We start from the raw sequence: 21448 nt of genomic DNA, 5'->3' as shown, positions 1-21448 counted from the left end.
TTGTGCCTGTTTTTGTGCATGTTTTGTCCCATTCCTCCCTTCCTATCACTGTTCAAGCCGTGATTTGCGCATTCTGTCGCAAGCCCATGGAAGCGCCAGTTGTTCTTTTATAAGATGCTTACATCGAATCACAGAACACAAGAAATCTTCAAATTCACAATTGAGCTAAAGGGAGCCCATCATGACATCTAATACCACATCAAATATCACATCCAACAAGCGCATCGCCATCATCCTCTTGTCCATCCTGGTTTTTGCCATGATAGTCATGTCATCCCTCCATGGTATGGATGTGCAGATTGATGGCGACGACATGGATGGTGTAGGTGGCTTCTTCGGTGTTTTGTTCGGTTGCGGGATTGCTGTAGTAGCGGTGGTGTTTGCCCTTGGCCTGACCGGCATGGTACTGGCGGGTGTGGCAATATTGTTATGCGTGATCTTTGCTGTAGTACTGGGTTCGCTGGTACTGGCATTGCTGCCCTTGCTTTTCCCTGTATTGCTGGTGGTGGGCCTGGTTGCACTGTTCTCACGCCGTAAAACTGCTTGAACCGAATTCTGGATATGTATAGATTACGGAGTCAATAAATGTACATGCTTGACATTGTTAATCCCGTCAAGCCAGGCAAATTCAGGAAGTGTTTCACTTCCTTTTTGCTTTTGGGCGTGAGCTTACTCATCTCAGCCTGTGCCACAGGCACTAGATTGACACCTGCGCAAGTAGAATTGTCAGGTGATGGCGGTGAAGTGAATATATTGTGGAGTGCCATACCACGCCCGGCACCATTGCCACCCCTGGATCATGCCGCCTTGTTGCTACCGGTACACTTTGGCAGCAGCGAGGAAAAAATATTTTATATGCAGTTTGATCTGGGGCATCCCTCCACTGTCTTTTATTCTCACAAATGGAAGGCTATTGCCGAGAAATATCAGTTCGTGAATTCTGGCGACAAGCTTGCCGCAGTTAATTTCAAACTCGGTGATATGCAGGTGCTGGCCAAGGATATTTCCATCATGCAGCGCGAAGGCGCGGGTGTTGACTGGGGCAAGGACAGTGTAGAAGTAATCGGCACCATAGGCGCAGATTTGATTGATGGCAGAGTAGTGGTGCTGGACTTTAAAAAAGATATAGTGCAATTTGCCCGTGAACGCAAAGGATTGCATTTGGCAAGCAGCAAATTTCAGCCTTTCAGTTTTTCTGGCCGCAGAATAGTCATCCCTGTTACTTTTGACGGCGAAGAGAAAACGGTGATGTATGACAGTGGTTCCAGCGCTTTTTCTTGCTAAGCAATGAAAAAACTTTCCAGCGTCTGGCAAAGCAGGATGCCAGACCCGTGGCTTATCCTATTCGTTCGTGGGACAAGGTATTAACCGCGCATACGGTAGAAACCAGCGCAGAGGCAACAGTAGCAGGCATCAAGTTGCCTGTGAAAGAGATCAGTTACATTCAGGATATGGGCTTCTTGCAAGAACTGGCAATCAGCAGTCTGGGTGCAGGGGGTATGGTCGGGAATAAGCTCTTCATGGGTAAAAAATTGATTATCGATACCCGCAAACTGGAAATAGCTCTGGAAGAGTAAACTCTTATCCAACTAGGTCATTCAGGCTTTGTGCGCAAGATGAACTGCAGCGCCTGCTCTGCCAGTTCATCTATGCTGATGCCTGAGCCGCGTCTATACCATTGCGCTGTCCAGTTCAGCGTGCCAAACATCAGCAACTTGTCTATGCGCGTGGGCATGGCCCAATCCCCTGATGCATGCAGGTCCATGATGACTTTTTCCCACGCGGCTTCATATCTGTCCTTGAGGGCGATGATACGTGTGCGTGCTGGTTTGTCGAGCGCGCGCCATTCATACAGCAGTACTGCAATAAAATCATGCTCGGGTGCCAGCAAGGTATTCAGATGGACCTTGACCAGATGTTGAAAGGCCAGGCGCGGCGGCAAATCTGCCAGTGCCAGTTTCTCTATTTCTTCCAGTGACTTTTGCATGCCTTGCTCCATCACCGCGACCAGGATGTCTTGCTTGGTCTTGAAATGATAAAACCAGCTGCCAGACTGTATCCCCACCGCCGCAGCGATATCGCGTACGGTAGTGTTGTCATAACCCTTTTTCCTGAACAGCTGTGCTGATTTCCTGATCAAATCCTGGCGTATACTTTCTGATTCGTCCAGCACAGGGCGACCGCGTTTTTTTGTGGTTTCTGAAGCTGGCAATGTTTGCTTTGCCGTGTGTGTGGTAATTTCTTTAGGCATTGCTATTGGGGATAGTCTTCTAAAAAATGTGGCAGCGTGCTTTTCTGATAGCTCTTGATGGTAACCTTAAACAAAGCTGCCATCAATCAGGCGAGAAAAAAATCAGGCACAAAAGCCTGAAACCACAATAAAGGAGACACAGTATGCAAATCAAACCACGCTGGATGACACCAGAGCTCGAAACTTTTCGCGACGCAGTACGCCGCTTTGTCGCTGCCGAAGTGACCCCGCACCAGGAGCGTTGGAAAAAACAGCAACATGTAGACCGTGATGTCTGGGACAAGGGCGGTGCCATGGGCATTTTGCTGGCTGACATACCTGAAGAATACGGTGGTTCTGGCGGCAGCTTTGCCCATCAATCCATCGTGTTTGAAGAGCTGACTTATGCCGGTGACATGGCCTTTGGCATACATGTGCATGCTATTGTTGCGCACTACATCTTGAACCAGGGTACGGAAGAGCAAAAGCAAAAATATCTGCCCAAGCTGGCCTCAGGTGAAATGATTGCCGCCATCGCCATGTCTGAACCCGGTGCCGGGTCTGACCTCAAAGGCATACGTACGACTGCCAGACGTGATGGCGACAGCTATGTCATCAACGGCTCAAAGACTTTTATCTCTAATGGCTATATGGCCGACCTGGTGGTGGTCGTAACCAAGACCGACCCTGAAGCGGGTGCCAAGGGTGTGTCACTGATTATGGTAGAAACCAGAGATTGCACGGGTTACAGGGTAGGGCGCATACTGGAAAAGATAGGGCAAAAAGGCCAGGATACTTGCGAGTTGTTCTTTGATGATGTACGTGTGCCGCTGGACAGGGTACTCGGCGGCGTCGAAGGCAAGGGTTTTACCCAATTGATGACTGAGCTACCTTATGAGCGCACGATACTGGGCGTATCCGGCGTCGCTGCCATAGAGCGCGCACTGGATCTGACGATCACCCATACCCGTGAACGCAAAGCCTTTGGCCAGGCCCTGATAGAGATGCAAAATACCCGCTTTGTACTGGCAGAGATCAAGACAGAGGCGACAATTGCCCGTACCTTCATCGACCGCTGTATAGTCGATATGATGGAAGGGCGCATGGATACTGAGCTGGCATCAATGGCAAAATACTGGATATCTGATTTGCAGTGCAAGGTCATAGACCAGTGCCTGCAATTATTTGGCGGCTACGGCTATATGCTGGAATACCCAATAGCGCAAATGTATGTCGACGCGCGGGTGCAGCGCATCTATGGCGGTGCCAATGAAATCATGAAAGAAATTATTTCTCGTAATTTATAGACCAGAAAAAAGCGGAGAGCGAAACATGGCTGGACCTTTACAGGGTATACGTGTCATAGAAATGGTCGGGCTGGGGCCTTGTCCTTTTGCAGCCATGATGCTGGCCGATATGGGGGCAGAGGTCATACGCATAGACCGCAAGCTGGCACCTGGAGCGAATAATCCTTTTCCCATGCTGGGCACCAAATACGATGTCATGGCCAGAGGGCGGCGCTCGCTGGCGCTGGATTTGAAGCAGACAGAAGCCAAAGCCGTCTTGCTGGACTTGATTGCAAGCGCCGACATCCTGCTCGAAGGCTTTCGTCCTGGTGTCATGGAAAGACTGGGCCTGGGGCCAGAAGTCTGCCAGCAACGTAATCCACGTCTGGTATATGGTCGCATCACTGGCTGGGGTCAGGATGGTCCGCTGGCGCAGGCGGCAGGGCACGATTTGAATTACATCGCCCTTAGCGGCATGTTGCATGCCATGGGGCGGGCAGATACTCCACCAGCACCGCCATTGAATCTGGTTGGCGATTTTGGTGGCGGTGCCATGATGCTGGCTTTTGGTGTGGTCTGTGCGGCGCTGGAAGCACGCAGCTCTGGCAAAGGGCAGGTAGTAGATGCGGCCATGGTCGATGGTTCGGCCTTGCTGGGCGCAATGATTTACGGCTTCCGTGCCTTTGGCGCATGGTCAGACCAGCGTGGAGCGAACATGCTGGATGGTGGTGCGCATTTTTATGACACTTACGCCTGTGCTGACGGTAAATTCATTTCCATAGGTTCGATAGAGCCACAGTTTTATGCCTTGTTGCTCAAACTTGCAAGTATCACTGATCCCGCATTCAATGCACAAATGGACAGTCAGAGATGGCCGGAGCTGAAGGACAAGTGTACAGCGCTGTTCAAGACTAAAACCCGCCAGCAATGGTGTGACTTGATGGAAGGAACAGATATCTGTTTCGCCCCGGTACTGGATATGGCAGAAGCTCCCAACCATCCACATAATCAGGCCAGGGGCAATTTCACTGATGTGGAAGGCATATTGCAGCCAGCGCCTGCACCGCGATTCAGCAGGACAGAGCCAGAAATCAGCAGGCCGCCAGCATCTCCGGGCCAACATAGCACAGAAATTTTGCTAGATTGGGGAATTAGCAAAGTGCGCATCACCCATTTAAAAGAAAACCAGGTGATTTGAGGCCGCTATTGCTGCTCTATGAGTTTTGCTGCTGACTCAAATTCAAACTGGTGCATGAAATGCCTGAGTTGTATCATGGCATCCGGGTTGAACTGGCTGGCGATTGCAGTTTCGTTTTCTTCAAACAAGCTCTGCGCATCGGCGTCTGATGCAGTCAACAAGATCCGCAGCTCAGCCACAATGTTTTTTGCCTCGGCTTCATCGACGATGGCTTCTTCATGCTGGGGCAAAATTCCCGGCAATACCGCTTTTAACTCATCCAGTACTGCGTTGAGCGATTGCGCAAGTGGTTCCAGGGTTTCCAGGATGAATTCCCTGCCTTCTTCCTTGCTGAGTTTATATTCCAGTTCTGCCGCTATTTTTTGCAGTTTCGTGGCTCCTATACTGCCCGCAAGTCCCTTCAGTGTATGGCTTAGTCGTTCTGCATTGCCATACTCGCTAATTTGTATGAGCCTGTTTAATTCATGCAAAGTATCGGCCTGACTTTGTTCAAACCTGTGCAGCATGTTGATATAAAACTCGTGACGCCCACCCATGTAATGTAAGCCCAGGCTGGTATCGAGTTCATTGAACTGCGGGAATCCCGCGTCCTCATCATCAAATACGGTACTGGTGATCATGCTGCCAGGTACTGGCAATTCATGTTCCGTATCCATCCAGTGCGAGACTATGGCGAACAGGGCGTCAGGTTGTATGGGCTTGGTCAGGTAATCCTGCATGCCTTCACGCATGCAGCGTTCACGGATATCGCCAACGGCATGCGCAGTCAGGGCGATGATGGGGGTGTCATCCAGACGTACATCTTGTCTGATTTTTGCTGCGGCTTCATGGCCATCCATGATAGGCATTTGTAAATCCATGAATATCATGGCGTAATACCCAGGTTCGTTTGCCATGATCAGGCGTACGGCTTCTTCACCATTGTCGGCAACATCGGCGGTAATGCCTACCATGCTCAGCAACTCGATGGCGATTTGCTGATTGACGGGATTGTCTTCCGCCAGCAAGACACGGCGGCCAGCATGGTTTTGTGCCGAAATATTGGCACTATGTGCATTACGCGATTCCAGGCGTGCTTCTGATTCACCGTGCAAAGTTAAATCTATTTCAAGTGGCAGGGTGAATGAAAATGTCGAACCTTGATTCTCTTGACTGCAGACTTCAATTTGCCCGCCCATCAATTCCACCAGGCGACGTGAGATCGATAAACCCAGGCCGGTGCCCCCATATTTGCGGGTAGTTGAACCATCGGCCTGGGTAAACGGCTGGAACAGACTTTGCTGCTGCTTGGCAGACATGCCTATGCCGGTATCCCGCACTGAAAATGTCAGATCAGTTGTTGAGGATGTTGTTGGCGGCCTGCTGACACTGAGTTCTATTTCACCACCGCCAGGAGTGAACTTGACAGCATTATTGACCAGGTTGGTCAATACTTGCCCCAGTCTCAACGGGTCACCACGCAAGCGGGCGGGCACTTCCTCAGCAATTTGTACGATATAGGCTATTTGTTTTTCTATGGCTTTCTGGCTGGTCAGGGTCGACACGCTATTGAGCACATCCTTGATGGAAAATGAAATATTCTCCACATCCAGCATGCCAGCTTCTATCTTGGAAAAATCCAGTATGTCATTAATGATACCCAGCAGCGATTCACCGGCATGATGGATTTTGCTGACATAGTCGTATTGTTTGGGTGTCAGCCTGGTTTGCAGCGCAAGATGGGCCAGGCCAATTACTGCATTCATGGGCGTGCGGATTTCATGACTCATATTCGCCAGGAATTCACTTTTCAATCTCGTCGCATCTTCCGCTTTCTTGCGCGCCTGTCTTTCCGTCGTACTGGCAGATTCCAGTTGCTGCTGGGTCAGGCGCAATTCCCGATAGGCATTGGCATTGTCGAGCGCAATCGCGCCATAAGAGCAAAGCGTGCGAAAGATCAGGCATTCTCTTTCACTATAGGCATATTCACGCGGCGTCTGTATGCTCATTACACCCAGGATGCGCTCACCTATGCTGAGCGGGGCAAATAGCAGGCTCAGGGTTTCCAGCGTATCTGGTACAACGGGGAAATCATTATCTGGTCGCAATTCCAGCTTGATTTCCCGCCTTTCGCGTACACAGCGTGCACTGGAGGCACGTTCATCTGTCAGCGCAACTTCGTGATAGGGGTGCGGCAGGTTTTCTTCTATGCCAAATGCCTGTGTCAGCATTTGTCCATCTGGTGACAGCATGTAGATGATGAAGGTGGTCGCATCCAATAAATCTTTGAGATGAAAATGGATGGCTTCAAAAACTGCTTCAGGTTCCAGGTTCGAGGTGATTTGCTGGCCTATGCGGCCCAGACGTTCCAGTGTGGCACCTGCTTCCTGCAAGGTCGCTGCCCGGCGGGCTTCTGATACAGCTACGAGCCTGTGTTGCTCGGCCTCGGCACGTATCAATTCGGTTTCATGTCTGACCTGTGCCATGGCGGTGCGGTTATTTGCCTGTTTTTTACTTTCGCGCTGCTCTGCTGTAATGGCTTGTCGGGCGTATAGCAAGGCTTTATTACTGTCGCCCACATCGGCCCAGGCGTCGCTTAGCGCCATCAGTAATTCTGTACTGGCTTGCCAGCCTTCAGTCAGTTCACCTGTCTGTAGCGATTCTTCCAGATAGTGGATGATGGCATTCGGCGCATCCATTTTTTCCGGCATGGTAATGATATGACGCGCATGTATCTCGGCCAGTGTCTGGTTCAAAGTGACGCCAAGGGCAGTGAACTGGTGCTGGTGTATCAGCGATTTGGCTTCAGCAATGGCTGCCAGAGCAGCATCGGCTTGGCCCGATACTGACAATGCCCTCGCATAACGTATCAGTGCCTGAGGCAAGTCATCCATGGAGTGGGCAGCGCGAAACAGGTCGATTGCTTCACTAAAAGCAGCGACAGCCTTGTCGATTTCGCCCTGCATGAGCAGGCATTCTGCCAGTTCTGCATGAACGATGGCTTTGTTGATGCCGCCTGGTGTCCTGGAAAAACCATTCAGTGCTTCTTCCAGAGTTTTTTGGCTGCGCTCGTACTGTCCCAATTGCCGTAACAGGCTACCCAGATGCGACATGGCATAACCTATCAAGGCTGGCCACTCAGTTTCATGTGCACGCTCGGCGGCCCAGTCGAATACCCCGGCAGCACCTTCGAGGTCGCCGACGGTTTGCATGGACTCGCCAGAATTACCGGCAGAAATGATCGCCAGCCGTATCAAACCTGCCTGGCGAGCCAGTTCACTCGATTGTAAATAATAAACAGATGCCCGTGCCGGTTCCCGCCTGCCCTGAATTACTCCAGATGCTGCCGTCAAATGTGCAGCGACGGCGGGATGGTCACGATGTTGATATTGTTTATCAAATGCAGTGTGTCTGACCGAGGCCGCCAGAGGGTCATAAAATGCCAGTTCGTAAATAACCCAGGATTCGGCAATGGCAAGCCTGAGGCTGTCATTTGCCCTGGTGTACCAACTAATTGCGGCTGCGCATGCACGTGCTTCTCTGGCAGGGTCACCTTGTTCCAGTGCCAGTACAGCATCAGTCAGGCTGGCGTCTCCGAGTCCGGTGATGTCGTTCAAATCACTGAAGACCGTGATGGCTTCAGCCAGCAAGAGTTCGGCGCTTTTTTTATCGCAAAACAATGCTGCTATTTCTGCCCGTATCAGGCAAAGGCGGGCATGAAACTGTCTTCTCAGGGTTTCAGGTGCATCAAGATCTGCAAGATCAGCCAAGACCGCCATCGCTAGTGTGGAAGCGCGTTGACTATCCCTTTGCCGCAGATACCAGGCTAGCGTCAGTTGACTGATGAATTTATCCAGCCCCTGTGCCGAAGTCAGCCTGTTGGCAAGCTGGTTTACTTCTTCTTCAGTGGCAAATAGATTCATGGTCGCTGGCGAAATAGAATTGATCAAATCATACCTTATGCCACGCTGCTTGAAGGATTATGAGATGGGTTTTGTTGCAAACTCGGCAGGAGCGGGTGTTTAGCCAGTAGCAAAACAGGAACTTTTTAGCAGCGAATGCATCTGATTCGACTTGGTTGATATTCTATTGATATATTATCGCCTGCTGATTAGTACAGCCAAGTTTGAAATCTGGCAAATTAAATAATAATCCAAGAGGGAGAATCTATGCGTGTGTCAAAACTGTTGCCTCTGGCCTGGGCTGTCATGCTGTGCTTGCCGGCATTTGCTGATGAGCCAGTCACCAAGCCGGAAGTTGAGAAAAAGAAATGGGATGTCAATCACCCACCCGGCGAAAGCAAGACAGTCAATATTGACACACGTACCGGCACCTGGATGAGCGTTGATGTCAGCCCGGATGGCAAGCAATTGGTGTTTGATTTGCTCGGCGACTTATATACGCTGCCCATCGCTGGTGGTGAGGCCAAGGCTTTGACACATTCCATCGCCTGGGAAATGCAGGCGCGCTTTTCGCCGGATGGCAAACAGATAGCTTATATGTCTGATGCAGGTGGTGGCGACAACGTATGGGTCATGAATGTAGATGGCAGCAATGCACATGCAGTCAGCAAAGAGGATTTCCGTCTCTTGAATAATCCCGTCTGGCACCCGAATGGCCAGTACATTGCCGCGCGCAAGCACTATACCGGTACCCGCTCACTGGGTTCTGGTGAAATCTGGCTCTATCATCAAAGTGGTGGCACAGGCGTGCAATTGAATGAAAAGCCCAACTGGCAAAAAGACCTGGGTGAGCCAGCGTTTTCACCGGATGGCCGCTATGTCTATTATTCGCAAGACACGACGCCGGGTACATCCTTTGAATACAATAAAAATTCCAACGGGCAGATTTACCAGATTTTCCGCCGTGACCTGCAAGACGGCAAGGTCAAGGCGCTGGTCAGCGGCCCTGGCGGTGCAGTACGCCCGGTACCTTCTCCTGATGGCAAATACCTGGCTTTCGTGCGACGTATTCGCAACCAGTCAGCCCTGTTCCTGAAAAATTTGCAGACTGGCGAAGAAGCAGCAGCCTGGCCAGAACTGGAACGCGATATGCAAGAAGCATGGGCCATACAAGGTGTGTATCCAGCCTTTGCCTGGATGCCAGGCAGCAAGGAGATCGTGGTCTGGGCCAAGGGCAAGCTCTGGCGTCTCGATCCGTTCAGCCACAAGGCCGTGGATATCCCTTTCCATGTGCAAGATACCAGGGAAGTGCGCAGTGCCTTGCGTTTCCCGCAAGAAGTCGCTCCTGATCAGTTTGATGTTCACCAGTTGCGCTGGGTGAATGTCGCGCCGCAGGGGGATAAAGTTGTTTACTCGGCGCTGGGACATATCTATGTCAAAGACCTGCCAAATGGAACGCCACGCCGCCTGACCACGCAAAGCACACATTTTGAATTCTTCCCCAGCTTTTCACGTGATGGGAAGACTGTAGTATTCAGTAGCTGGAATGATGAAAAGCTTGGTGCTGTCAGGACGGTGGAGCTGGCCAGCGGCAAGGAAATCATTGTGACCAAGGCGCCGGGCAAATACCTGCAGGCGCGTTTTTCACCTGACGGCAAGCAAGTTGCCTATGTCAAGGCCAAAGGCGGTTATTTGACTACGCCATGGCATAGCATGGAAACAGGAGTGTTTCTGACGAATGCAGATGGTAAATCCGAGCCGCGCCTGTTAACGGAAGAGGGAGGGGCACCGCAATTCGGCAAGGATGGGCAGGCAGTGTATGTCACACGCACGCAGTACACGGGTGAAGTTGACTGGACTACTTCACTGGTACGCGTACCTCTGGATGGTAAGCCTGAGCAGCCAGTCGCAAAAAGTGAGTTTGCCGGTGAATTTGCGATTTCGCCAGATGGTGAGTGGCTGGCTTTTGGCGAACGTTATCACGCCTATGTGACGCCATTGCCGCTGGCTGGCAAGGCCGTCACCATAGGACAGAAAATGGATGCGCTGCCAGTCAAGCAACTGGATGTGAATGCCGGTCAATACCTGCATTGGTCTGGCGACAGCAAACGCATCAATTTCTCACTCGGTGATGAATTATTCAGCCGTGAATTGAAAGATGCTTTTGCCTTTGTGCCAGGCGCACCTGCCGAGTTACCTAAGCCAGTAGAACAAGGGCAAAAGATAGGCTTCCGCCAGGTATCTGACAAACCGAATGGTTACACAGTCATATCCGGTGCCAGAATCGTCACCATGAAAGGCGAAGAAGTCATAGAAGATGGCCGTATCGTCGTCAAGGATAATCGTATCGTCAGCGTAGGTAAATCTGCTGATGTGGCCATACCTGCAGGCGCGACCCAGATTGATGCCAAGGGCAAAACCATCTTGCCGGGTCTGGTTGATGTGCACTGGCATGGCAGCATGGGTGAGAGTGGCATCATCCCGCAACAAAGCTGGGTGAATTATGCTTCGCTGGCTTTTGGTGTGACGACTATCCATGATCCATCGAATGATACTGGCGAAATCTTCACGCAAAGTGAATTGCAAAGAGCTGGACAAGTGCTGGGGCCACGTATTTACTCTACCGGTACCATCCTTTATGGTGCCAAGGGTAATTTCGCCGCCATCGTGAATAATCTTGATGATGCTTTGACGCATTTGAAACGACTCAAGGCAGCAGGCGCGATTTCAGTCAAGAGCTACAACCAGCCAAGGCGTGAGCAACGCCAGCAAGTGCTGGAGGCTGCACGCCAGACGCAAATGATGGTGGTGCCGGAGGGTGGTTCGCTGTTCCAGACCAATTTGAGCATGGTGGTCGATGGCCACACCGGCGTTGAGCATGCTTTGCCAGTTGAAAAAGTCTATGACGACGTCAAGCAACTTTGGTCCCAAACCCAGGTGGGTTATACCCCGACGCTGGGCGTAGCCTACGGTGGCCTGGATGGTGAGCACTACTGGTATGCCCATACCGATGTCTGGAAACATCCGCTGCTGAGTAAATATGTGCCGCGCTCAATATTGGAACCACGCAGTGTCAGACGCGAAACCGCGCCGGAAGAAGACTTCAATGTCATCAAGGTGGCGCAGACGGCGACAGCCTTGCAACGTGCTGGTGTCCCCGTCAATCTGGGTGCGCATGGCCAGCGAGAAGGCTTGGCTGCACATTGGGAATTGTGGACCCTGGTCAAAGGTGGCATGACACCGATGGAAGCCATACGCAGCGGTACCATCAACGGCGCACGCTATCTGGGCATGGATAAGGACATAGGCTCTCTGGAAGTGGGAAAACTGGCTGACCTGATGATTATTGATGGCGATGTCCTCAAGGATATACAACAATCAGACAAACTCAGCCATGTCATGTTGAATGGACGTTTGTATGAATCTGCTACCTTGAATGAAGTGGGTAAAACCAAAAAAGTGCGTAAGGCTTTCTTTTTTGAAGGCAAGAGTGGTGGAGAAATGCCAGTAGAAGCCGATGAGCATGCGCACGGCCACTAATGCCTGAATAAGCTACTCAGTGTAATGAAGAGTGCAGCTATTGAAAAATAGCTGCATTTTTTATATCTTTTTTCATGCAAACATACAGTTTGATCAGGCTATTCAAGCAGCCTGTATCCTAAGTTGCTAGTGGCATGTGTCACAATAGCGGCTTGACGCAGTAGTCTGGTGCATTTTATATTGTATTAATGATATTAAATCGCCAGCTTTGCAGCCTTGATTCTATGTCCAACCATCTGGAGTTCTATCATGTTTCAGCACGTCGAAGCCTATCCTGGCGATCCTATCTTGTCCTTGAACGAGGCCTTTGGTAAAGACCCTCGCACCAACAAGATCAATTTGTCTATCGGTATTTATTTTGACGATGCTGGCAAGATTCCCATGCTGCCATCTGTACGCGCAGCAGAACACAAGGTCGTGGCTGATGCTGGTGCCCGTCCTTATTTGCCTATGGAAGGCGCGGCAAATTTCCGCACAGCAGTGCAGGAACTTTTGTTTGGCGCAGACAGTGCAGCAGTCAAAGCTGGCCGTGTCGTGACCATACAGGCTGTGGGTTCCAGCGGTGGCCTGAAGGTGGGCGGAGATTTCATCAAACGTTATTTCCCAACATCGACCATGCTGGTCAGCGACCCTACCTGGGATAACCACAAGGCAGTATTTGAGGGTTGTGGACTGACTGTCAAAACCTATCCTTACTACGATGCAGCAACTGGTGGCTTGCGTTTTGATGCCATGATAGAAGCACTGAAGGTCGCGGAAAAGAAAAGCATAGTCCTGCTGCACGCTTGCTGCCACAATCCTACAGGTGTAGACCTGACGCAAGAGCAGTGGCAGCAACTGGTGCCGGTACTGAAAGAGCGTGAACTGATCGCTTTCCTTGATTTGGCTTACCAGGGCTATGGCGACGGTATCGTGGAAGATGCTTACGCAGTACGCTTGCTGGCTGACCAAGGGTTGAGCTTCTTCGTTGCCAACTCCTTCTCCAAGAGCATGAGCCTGTACGGCGAACGTTGCGGTGCCCTGAGTGTAGTTTGCCCGGATGCGGCACAGGCAGTGAATGTGCTGGGCCAGATGAAGGCAACGATCCGCCGCAACTACTCCAACCCACCTCTGCACGGTGGACAGTTGGTGGCCCGCGTACTGAGCGATCCTGAACTGCGCCCTATGTGGGAAGCAGAAGTCGTCGCCATGCGTGACCGTATCCAGCTCATGCGCCGTAAATTGCACGATGTACTGAGTGCGAAATTGCCAGGCCGTGACTTCAGTTACTTCCTCACGCAACGCGGCATGTTCAGCTACACAGGCTTGACGGCTGAGCAGTGTGATCGCCTGAAAGAAGAGTTCGGTGTCTATCTGGTACGTTCTGGTCGTATGTGTATTGCCGGTTTAAATACTGGCAATGTTGAAGCGACTGCGAATGCAATCGCGGCTGTTTTAGGCTGATTGTCATTGTCCCTGCCAGCATACCTTGCGGGCAGGGACTTTCATCGTTGTGGCTTTATATGAAAAATAGTTACCTGTTATCTTTGCTGGTGTTTTTGACCGCAAATGCTTCTTCTGCTGAGCTGGTTTATAAAACCTATGTGAATGGTCGATATGGTTTTTCGATAGATTATCCGGATTACCTTGTCCCGCAAGGCGAAGCTGCGAATGGTGATGGACAGGTATTTCTGTCCAAGGATGGCGAAGCTGAATTGCGCGTTTATGCAAGGGCCTGCATAGAGGAATGGGACACTACTCCGTCAGAATTCCTTAAAAAAGCTGAAACAGAAAAAGTAAAAGAAGGCAGGGTCATTTCTTATCGCGCCAAAGGAAAAGGTTTTGCCGTTGTCTCTGGCACCAAGGGCAAGCAGATTTATTACGATAAATTACTGACGACCGGCAATTGGTGCACTTTCTTCCAATGGAATTACGCTGTCAGTAACAAAGAAAAATATGATGAGGCAACCAGGCTCATCGCCAACTCTTTCAAGCCCTGATCTTTCTATCTTGAAATAAAAAATCATCAAAAAAAATATCAAAAAAGATAATTCTTGCGATGATAAATTCAACTCCCAATGTTAATATGGCATCTCTGTCATTTTCATTCCATGTGGAGTAGTCATGAAGCCAGCAGTGCAATTATTGTGGTGGATGCGTGTATACCTGCTGGGGCTTTGTATTGCGCTCTCAGGGTGCGCAACCCAACTTGCACCCGCTTATGACAAAACAGTGGTTGATGGCTTGGCCGCCGTCAATACTGACACCATGATTTTGCTCGCCAGCGTGTCTAACGGCAGCGATAAAAACAGCTTCCCCTCCCGCGTCGATAATTACAATTCACTGATTGGACGGCTGGACGCACTGAGTTTGCAGGCCGGTGCCAGGCCCATGCCAAAAAACAAGGTGACCGATACCATTAATCAATTGCTTGATAAGCGTGGCAGCCCTGCAATGTCTGGTGATGACAGCACGCCGCCTAGCGCTTATGCCATCAAAAAAGTATCGGAAACCCTGAGTAAAATGCGTGATGTTGATCGTCTGCAAGGCGTGACTGCTTATGAAGCGCAGGCCTTCAAGGGGCAAGCCGTGATCTATCTCGATCAGGCAATTACTTACGAAAATTTCTTGCAGCGTTAACTCTGGGGAATGGATATGGCACTTGATCTTGATCAACTTGTTACTGACATGCAGGCAGCTGCTACCAGCGTTTTGCAGGCCGATGTAACAACCTTGCGCGGATTTACGCAGCAACAATTAAAGGCCATTGCACAACAGGCCGGACTAGTCAGTACCGGCATACTGACCAAACAAATTACTCCTGAAACCCAACAGTTTTTCCTGGATGGTCTGGAAGATATGGCCTTGAGTTTCGCCAAAACCTTAAGGGGTTTGCTGATGGTCACCATAGAAAAAGTTTGGAATGCAGTCGTTGGTGTACTCTGGTCCGCAATTTCCAAGGCAACCAATCTGGTATTGCCTGTACCGGTCATGAATTCTTGAAGCTTCTTAGCACATTCCGACGCCGATTTTTCTAAGTCAAACTGCACGAATCTTCATTGCATCCCGTGGTCAGCTTGGGTTTGCCTTCATCCGCGTTAACAAGCTCTTCTGTAGCATCTGTCTCTGCCACCAACTGACCCAGCATGCTGCCTAGTTTGAGGTCATCAATATGGCCAAAGTGATGAAATCTGATACGTCCTTGTCGGTCTATGAGCAGGATGCTGGGTGTGCCACGCAAGCCATATTTCTGCATGCTTAAAGGTATTCCACTGACTGGATTCGGCATGTCGATGGCGATTGGGAAGCTTAGGCGGTATTCATGGATAAAGGCCAGCAATGCTGCTTTTCCCATTACTTGATGATGTTCAAACACTGTGTGCAATCCTATCACCGCAAGTTCTTGTTGCGGAAATGCATTTCTTACCGCGCTTGCCTGTGGTAATCCATGCGTGACACAGGACGGGCATAGCATTTGAAAACTATGCAGAAATACGACTTTGCCGCGTAAAGATTGCAGGCTGATAGCCGTATCAGTATTGAGCCAGTCTGAAGTGATAAGCTCAGGTGCGATGCTATTGATTAAAGACATTTTCATTCCCCCAATTTTCATCTGAATTGAGTGCGGAGATGTCCGCACTCAGAAAAAGCCTGATTAATTTTTGTTAATTGAATTCAGTTTAATTTTTGGGAAATCCACAGGCACATCCAGCGCCACATTGATGTAGTTGGTATACAAATTGAGAGCGACGTGCGCCATGATTTCGACTATATGTTCATCGTCATAATCATGTGATCGCAATATTTCCACATCATCTTTGCTGATTTGCGCCCGCTGGCTGACTACCTTCAAGACAAATTTCAATACGGCGTCAGTTTTCACGTCATGCGAATTACCTGACTGAGCTGCAGCCATTTCTGCACTACTGGCACCTGCTTTTTGTCCCAGAACTGTATGCGCTGCAAGGCAGTATTCGCATTGATTCTGATTTGCTATGGCAACCGCAATTTGCTCTCCCAGTTTTGCTGGAATAACGCCGTTGCCCAAAGCAGCAAACGCAGACCACATGCTGTTGAGGGCTGCAGTAGAGTTGGCGGCAGCACGGAACATATTTGGCGTAGCACCAAAGGCAGTATTGATGTCATTCAAAATGGCATGACGAGTACCGGAAGTTTCTTTGAGATTGATGAGTTGAACGTGGGACATGGTGATTCCTTTTTTTTGTGTAGGTGTTGACTTACTGGTCGAATTTACCTGGCAGGCTGAGATTGCCTGAGGCGACTTTGAAAACATTGGTGACGCAAAGCAGTGGCGCATGGACACTGGCATTGACGCGCAGGGCAGCCGTGACGCCATCGAAACCGGCAGATTGAATGCTGGCTATATCATCAAAAGGCACACGTACTTCCAGCGTCTTGCCTTTGAAGGTGGGACTCCAGCCCGGGCTGTCTATGAGTATTGGCAAGCCCGGCCAGGTTTTGGGCAGGCGGGGTTTGCTACCCTCGGGAATATCAACGACTTTCAGCGCATCTTTGCCGCAAGCCTGATCGGGCTGCAAGACTACCCAGTGTGAGTGCCAGACATTGCCATCATTGTTGGGATTGCCATCGCCGTTTTCATCAAACAGCGGAGTGTCGTCGAAGTCCGGATGAGAGGTAACAGCAAAAGCTAGGATGCCACTTTTAGGCTCGAAACCAACGGCTGATGGATCTATCGTAGTAGGCCATACATAGGAGAAAACTGAACTGCCTGCCAGCTTGCCTGATTTGGCAGGCCTGGTCTTACCAGCCTTGCCGGAGACGGCAATATGAAAAATTGCCACATTACCTTCAGTCGTGATCTTGGTATGGAAAATATCAAAGTCAGGTTTGATCTTGCTACTGGCTTCAGTTTGTATGCCACCCTGATGTGCGTGATCATGCGCTGCTGCCCATTGCGTTGCTCCAGCCATGGTCAGGCTGAGGCCAAAACCAAGACTGAGGCAAAGTTTTTTGTATCTGTGTTCCATGTTTATCTTTCAAATGTCATGTGACGGTTCTGTTTTTGTCACGCATTGCCAGGCTAATTTCTGATGCGTGTACTGCTCACATCCAATGCAAGAACCACAGCATCAAATATTATAAATAGGAGTCCTAATCAAATGAGTAAAAAAAATAGGCGATCTGCCTTGGCTAACTCATTTTCAGCTATTCCATTCTTACTTATCCATTTTTATTTCATTTCTATTTTCTTCCAGTTACTGCGAATGATGTTGCTAGCCGTTTGTTGATGTTCAGGGCAGTCCAGGCGCAATTGCTCTCTGCGCAAAGGAGCATCCACCAGGGCGCAATGGTGGGGCGCCAGCACATCGTCGTGCCTGTTCGGCATGAAGTGCGCACAGGTGACACAGGCGCGTATATCCGGGAAATGCTCGGCTTGCTGCAATTTACCTATCAGGTTCAACAGGCTGGTAAAAGTTTGCTCTTGTGCTGCAGGTGACAATTGCTCGATGGCTTCGCTTGCAAAACCGGTTGCACCAGCTATTTTTTTGACCAGCGCATGACCATCGGCAGTAAGTCTAAGGGCGATAGCACGGCCATCGTCGGGAGCGCGGGTTTTTTCTACCAGACCTTTGGCAGTCAATGAACTCACAGAGTCGCTGGCACTGGCGGTGCTGACGCCCAATTGCTCGGCTATCCATGAGAGCCTGACAGCATCTTTGCGTGCGGCCAGCATGTCTATGATATCGACTTGGGTAGGGTTCAAACCTTCAGATGTGGCGAATTGCCAGGTGCCCGAGCGCAATACGCCGGCAATTCTGGCAATCGCATCCAGTATGCGTTCACTGGTTGCTGGCGTTTCGTCCCATGGATGTTTGGCTGGCTTTTTCATGTACGCATTATGGCGCAATAAAATGAATATGTAAAGGAGTCCTAATTAAATTATTTACGCTTCGATTTATGATGGATTTGCCTGTTTCTATAAAGTGGGTTTTGCCAGTGCCGTTATAAGCGCATGAATCTGACGCATAAGTCTGACGTTTAAATCAGGCGTTGAAGGTGAAAACATTTAATTTGTCTTCTGGTATGTTAATCCACTGGGTGCAGGCGTGTTTCAGTTTTTCTGGATTGCCATTGGTGTAAGCATTAATGTGGGGAGTATCGCTATTGCTAGTTGTCAGATCGCGTTCCGCTAACAAACGTTGTATTTGAGATGCAACAGCTTTTCCGGTATCAATGAGTTTGATGGGTTCGCCGTCAGGAATATGCGCAGACGTGAGCTCCTGTATGAGGCCAGCTACAAAAGGATAATGGGTGCAACCCAGCACTAGTGTATCGATTTGTGCGTCAAGCAAAGGGTTTAGATATTTTTTCAGCAAAAGCCGGGTTTGATCTGCATTTGCTTCGGCTTTTTCTATTTGATCGACCAGGCCTATGCAGGCTTGGGGAATAAATTCCACGCCAGTGTCTTCACTTAATTGTGTACTCAAGCGTTGATACTTTTCGCTTTGTATTGTGGAGAGGGTGGCCAGTACGCCTACCTTTTTTTTCTTGCTGAGCAGGCTTGCTGGTTTCAATCCAGGTTCCATGCCAACAATGATGAGGTCTGGATAATGCAGTCGCAGATGCTTGATGGCGGCGGCTGTGGCAGTATTGCAGGCAACTACCAGAACCTTGATTTTTTTGCTCAGTAAAAAATCTGTGACGGCGATGCTGCGCTCCAGAATCTCTGCGCTGGTCTTGTCACCATAAGGTGCAAAACCTGAATCTGCCACATACAGCAATGCTTCATGTGGCAGGGTCTGGCGTATGTGCTGCAATACCGACAGGCCACCAAGGCCAGAGTCAAATACCCCAATCGGAGAAGAGCGTGCAAATTCCTCTGATGCCATAAGGGGTATTTATTTCTGTTTCAGTCAGTGATATTCAACAATAATCAGAATGCGATCAGGATGCACTGAACGGAATGATACCTATCTTTGCCTGCCATTCTTTAGGGCCAGTGTTGTGCACGGATGTGCCGCTGGAATCAACCGCAACCGTGACTGGCATATCGACGACATCAAATTCATAGATCGCTTCCATGCCCAAGTCAGCAAAACCAACTACCGTCGCTGATTTGATGGCCTTGGAAACCAGGTAAGCCGCACCGCCAACAGCCATCAAGTATGCAGACTGGTGTTTGCGTATGGATTCAATGGCGACCGGGCCGCGTTCTGCCTTGCCTATCATGGAGATCAGACCGGTTTTTTCCAGCATCATGTCGGTAAATTTATCCATGCGGGTAGCGGTAGTCGGGCCAGCTGGACCAACTGCTTCATCACGCACAGGATCGACCGGGCCTACGTAGTAAATCACGCGGTTGGTGAAATCGACTGGCAATTGCTCGCCTTTGGCCAGCATGTCTTGTATGCGCTTGTGGGCTGCATCGCGGCCAGTCAGCATCTTGCCGTTCAAGAGCAAAGTCTGACCTGGCTTCCAGGAAGCGACTTCTTCCTTGGTCAGGGTGTTCAGGTCTACGCGTTTGGATTTTTCCGTATCAGGTGCCCAGCTTACGTCTGGCCAGTCAGACAGTTTTGGTGGTTCTATATAGCTGGGGCCAGAACCATCGAGCACAAAATGCGCATGACGTGTTGCCGCACAATTAGGGATCATGGCAACAGGCTTGGATGCAGCATGGGTAGGGTACATATTGATCTTGACGTCGAGTACTGTCGTCAAGCCACCCAGGCCTTGTGCGCCTATGCCCAGTGCATTGATCTTGTCGCACAGTTCTATACGCAATTCTTCAGTCTTGTTTTGTGGACCACGTTGCTTGAGTTCATACATGTCGATGTCATCCATCAAGGATTCTTTCGCCATCAGCATGGCTTTTTCTGCCGTACCGCCTATGCCTATGCCCAGCATGCCTGGTGGACACCAGCCTGCACCCATGGTGGGTACGGTTTTCATGACCCAGTCAATCAGGGAATCAGACGGATTTAACATGACGAACTTGGTTTTGTTCTCGGAACCGCCACCTTTGGCTGCGACTTTGACATCTACTGTGTCGCCAGGAACCAGCTCCATGTGCACCACAGCAGGTGTGTTGTCCTTGGTGTTTTTGCGTTCAAAGTGTGGGTCAGCAACGATAGAGGCGCGCAGTTTATTGTCGGGGTCGTTATAACCGCGACGCACACCTTCATTGACTGCATCAATGATAGAACCACTGAAACCTTCAAAGCGCACGCTCATGCCGATTTTCAGGAATACATTGACGATACCCGTGTCCTGGCAAATCGGGCGGCGGCCTTCTGCGCACATGCGCGAGTTGGTCAGGATTTGTGCAATCGCATCTTTTGCTGCCGGACTTTGCTCGGCTTCATAAGCGCGCGCCAGATGGGCGATATAGTCGGCTGGATGATAATAACTGATGTATTGCAGCGCGGCGGCTACTGACTCGATCAGATCGTCTTGCTTGATTACTGTCATGATTTGGCTCTTGGCTAGGTAATAAAACTAAGTGGTAAAAAGATAAATGGTCTGTTGAAATTAATGATCGTTGCCTGACTGCGCAGTTTTGGTCATGATTTGATCGCAATAGGCAATGGCAAGAGCCGACATCAAAAAGACGATATGAATGCAAGTCTGCGCGATGATGACGGGTGGTTCGTAGTTACCTGCGTTGATGAAGGTCTTGAGCAAATGTATTGATGAAATGCCGATGATTGCCATGGCAAGTTTTACCTTGAGTACAGAGGCATTGACGTGTGACAGCCATTCAGGTTGATCCGGGTGACCGTCCAATCCCAGGCGTGAGACAAAGGTTTCATAGCCACCTATGATGACCATGATGAGCAGATTCGAAATCATGACTACGTCTATCAGGCCCAGCACAACCAGCATGATGGTGGTTTCAGTCAGTTTTGTCGGCCTGACGCCACCAGTGGAAACTGCATCAATGATATGTTTCAGGGCAGCTTCGTTGCCCATTGCTGCACCAATCAAATCAACCAGCTCTACCCAGAAGTGAAATACATAAACACATTGCGCAAGTATCAATCCGAGATAAAGTGGTAGTTGCAACCAACGGCTAAAAAAAATCAGGCTGGCAAGGGGGGATAGTTTTGCTGAGGTTACTGGTCTGGTCATGTTGTCGATCGTTGGTGAAAGGAGCATTTTTTAGTGCGAAGCCATATTTTACATGGGCAGAGCCTGCTCGTGTAGCGTAGCTGATATCGTCAGATCCATAGCTAGACTTATGTCAGGTATGTAGTGGAGATGTAATGGTATCTTTGTGGTATCATTTTTCAAAAATACAACCGTAAGGCTTGAGTAAGTCTCCAAGTTTAAGGTTTGCGCTGTGTTTAACTGT

19 protein-coding genes are annotated in these 21448 nt (G+C 49.9%); 10 read left to right on the top strand and 9 right to left on the bottom strand.

Annotated elements, in window-relative coordinates; genetic code table 11:
• Positions 1-181 precede the first annotated feature (181 nt).
• From ACO0LD_RS06340 to ACO0LD_RS06330, 3 genes are all read left to right on the top strand, one after another.
• Entirely contained in the window at positions 182-547 is a 366-nt protein-coding gene (locus ACO0LD_RS06340) for a hypothetical protein (RefSeq protein WP_423004861.1), read from the top strand.
• A 116-nt stretch (positions 548-663) separates the two neighbouring features.
• The gene (locus ACO0LD_RS06335) at positions 664-1284 is read left to right on the top strand and encodes a hypothetical protein (protein WP_423004859.1); all 621 of its coding nucleotides are present in this window, start codon (positions 664-666) and stop codon (positions 1282-1284) included.
• Positions 1278-1577: a hypothetical protein gene (locus ACO0LD_RS06330; RefSeq protein ID WP_423004857.1), complete on the top strand. Its 300-nt coding sequence runs from the start codon at positions 1278-1280 to the stop codon at positions 1575-1577. The genes ACO0LD_RS06335 and ACO0LD_RS06330 overlap by 7 nt, the downstream gene beginning before the upstream one ends.
• A gap of 17 nt (positions 1578-1594) precedes the next feature.
• Here the strand turns inward: ACO0LD_RS06330 and ACO0LD_RS06325 are convergent, their stop codons facing one another.
• On the bottom strand, positions 1595-2251 hold the full coding sequence (locus tag ACO0LD_RS06325; protein ID WP_423004855.1) for a TetR/AcrR family transcriptional regulator: 657 nt from the start codon (positions 2249-2251) through the stop codon (positions 1595-1597).
• 143 nt (positions 2252-2394) lie between these two features.
• On the opposite strand from ACO0LD_RS06325, the gene ACO0LD_RS06320 reads away from it, so the two are divergent.
• Together ACO0LD_RS06320 and ACO0LD_RS06315 are read left to right on the top strand one after the other, a co-directional pair.
• A complete protein-coding gene (locus ACO0LD_RS06320; protein WP_423004853.1) occupies positions 2395-3537 on the top strand; it encodes an acyl-CoA dehydrogenase family protein in 1143 nt (380 codons plus the stop codon).
• A gap of 25 nt (positions 3538-3562) precedes the next feature.
• On the top strand, positions 3563-4714 hold the full coding sequence (locus ACO0LD_RS06315; protein ID WP_423004851.1) for a CaiB/BaiF CoA transferase family protein: 1152 nt from the start codon (positions 3563-3565) through the stop codon (positions 4712-4714).
• 5 nt (positions 4715-4719) lie between these two features.
• On the opposite strand, the gene ACO0LD_RS06310 is transcribed toward ACO0LD_RS06315, so the two are convergent.
• On the bottom strand, positions 4720-8616 hold the full coding sequence (locus tag ACO0LD_RS06310; RefSeq protein WP_423004849.1) for an ATP-binding protein: 3897 nt from the start codon (positions 8614-8616) through the stop codon (positions 4720-4722).
• A gap of 246 nt (positions 8617-8862) precedes the next feature.
• Between ACO0LD_RS06310 and ACO0LD_RS06305 the strand changes: the two genes are divergently transcribed.
• From ACO0LD_RS06305 to ACO0LD_RS06285, 5 genes are all read left to right on the top strand, one after another.
• Complete coding sequence (locus ACO0LD_RS06305; protein WP_423004847.1) at positions 8863-12135, top strand: amidohydrolase family protein; 3273 nt, start codon at positions 8863-8865, stop codon at positions 12133-12135.
• Positions 12136-12384: 249 nt separating this feature from the next.
• Positions 12385-13578: an aromatic amino acid transaminase gene (locus ACO0LD_RS06300; protein WP_423004845.1), complete on the top strand. Its 1194-nt coding sequence runs from the start codon at positions 12385-12387 to the stop codon at positions 13576-13578.
• Positions 13579-13637: 59 nt separating this feature from the next.
• A complete protein-coding gene (locus tag ACO0LD_RS06295; protein ID WP_423004843.1) occupies positions 13638-14114 on the top strand; it encodes a hypothetical protein in 477 nt (158 codons plus the stop codon).
• Between the two features lie 124 nt (positions 14115-14238).
• Positions 14239-14754, top strand: coding sequence for a hypothetical protein (locus ACO0LD_RS06290; protein WP_423004841.1), 516 nt, complete (start codon positions 14239-14241; stop codon positions 14752-14754).
• Between the two features lie 15 nt (positions 14755-14769).
• Positions 14770-15117, top strand: a complete 348-nt coding sequence (locus ACO0LD_RS06285; RefSeq protein ID WP_423004839.1) for a hypothetical protein — start codon at positions 14770-14772, stop codon at positions 15115-15117.
• A 31-nt stretch (positions 15118-15148) separates the two neighbouring features.
• Here ACO0LD_RS06285 and ACO0LD_RS06280 read toward each other — a convergent pair whose 3' ends face one another.
• The 7 genes from ACO0LD_RS06280 to ACO0LD_RS06250 all read right to left on the bottom strand — a co-directional run bounded on the left by ACO0LD_RS06280 (position 15149) and on the right by ACO0LD_RS06250 (position 21225).
• Positions 15149-15706 carry a redoxin domain-containing protein gene (locus ACO0LD_RS06280; protein WP_423004837.1) on the bottom strand — a complete coding sequence of 186 codons (558 nt, stop codon included), beginning with the start codon at positions 15704-15706 and terminating at the stop codon, positions 15149-15151.
• 63 nt (positions 15707-15769) lie between these two features.
• Positions 15770-16321, bottom strand: coding sequence for a carboxymuconolactone decarboxylase family protein (locus ACO0LD_RS06275; protein WP_423004835.1), 552 nt, complete (start codon positions 16319-16321; stop codon positions 15770-15772).
• Positions 16322-16352: 31 nt separating this feature from the next.
• Positions 16353-17123, bottom strand: a complete 771-nt coding sequence (locus ACO0LD_RS06270) for a hypothetical protein (RefSeq protein ID WP_423004833.1) — start codon at positions 17121-17123, stop codon at positions 16353-16355.
• Between the two features lie 203 nt (positions 17124-17326).
• The gene (locus ACO0LD_RS06265) at positions 17327-17986 is read right to left on the bottom strand and encodes a MarR family winged helix-turn-helix transcriptional regulator (RefSeq protein WP_423004831.1); all 660 of its coding nucleotides are present in this window, start codon (positions 17984-17986) and stop codon (positions 17327-17329) included.
• A gap of 154 nt (positions 17987-18140) precedes the next feature.
• Positions 18141-18986, bottom strand: a complete 846-nt coding sequence (gene murI, locus ACO0LD_RS06260) for a glutamate racemase (RefSeq protein WP_423004829.1) — start codon at positions 18984-18986, stop codon at positions 18141-18143.
• A 55-nt stretch (positions 18987-19041) separates the two neighbouring features.
• Positions 19042-20565: a fumarate hydratase gene (locus tag ACO0LD_RS06255; protein ID WP_423004827.1), complete on the bottom strand. Its 1524-nt coding sequence runs from the start codon at positions 20563-20565 to the stop codon at positions 19042-19044.
• A 60-nt stretch (positions 20566-20625) separates the two neighbouring features.
• On the bottom strand, positions 20626-21225 hold the full coding sequence (locus tag ACO0LD_RS06250) for a TIGR00645 family protein (RefSeq protein WP_423004825.1): 600 nt from the start codon (positions 21223-21225) through the stop codon (positions 20626-20628).
• Positions 21226-21448 lie beyond the last annotated feature (223 nt).

It is taken from the genome of Undibacterium sp. Ji83W (assembly GCF_049340385.1).
In the GTDB taxonomy this organism is placed as follows: domain Bacteria; phylum Pseudomonadota; class Gammaproteobacteria; order Burkholderiales; family Burkholderiaceae_D; genus Undibacterium.
The sequence above is the reverse complement of the archived record's forward strand: the minus strand, read 5'-3'. Positions and strand labels throughout refer to the sequence as shown.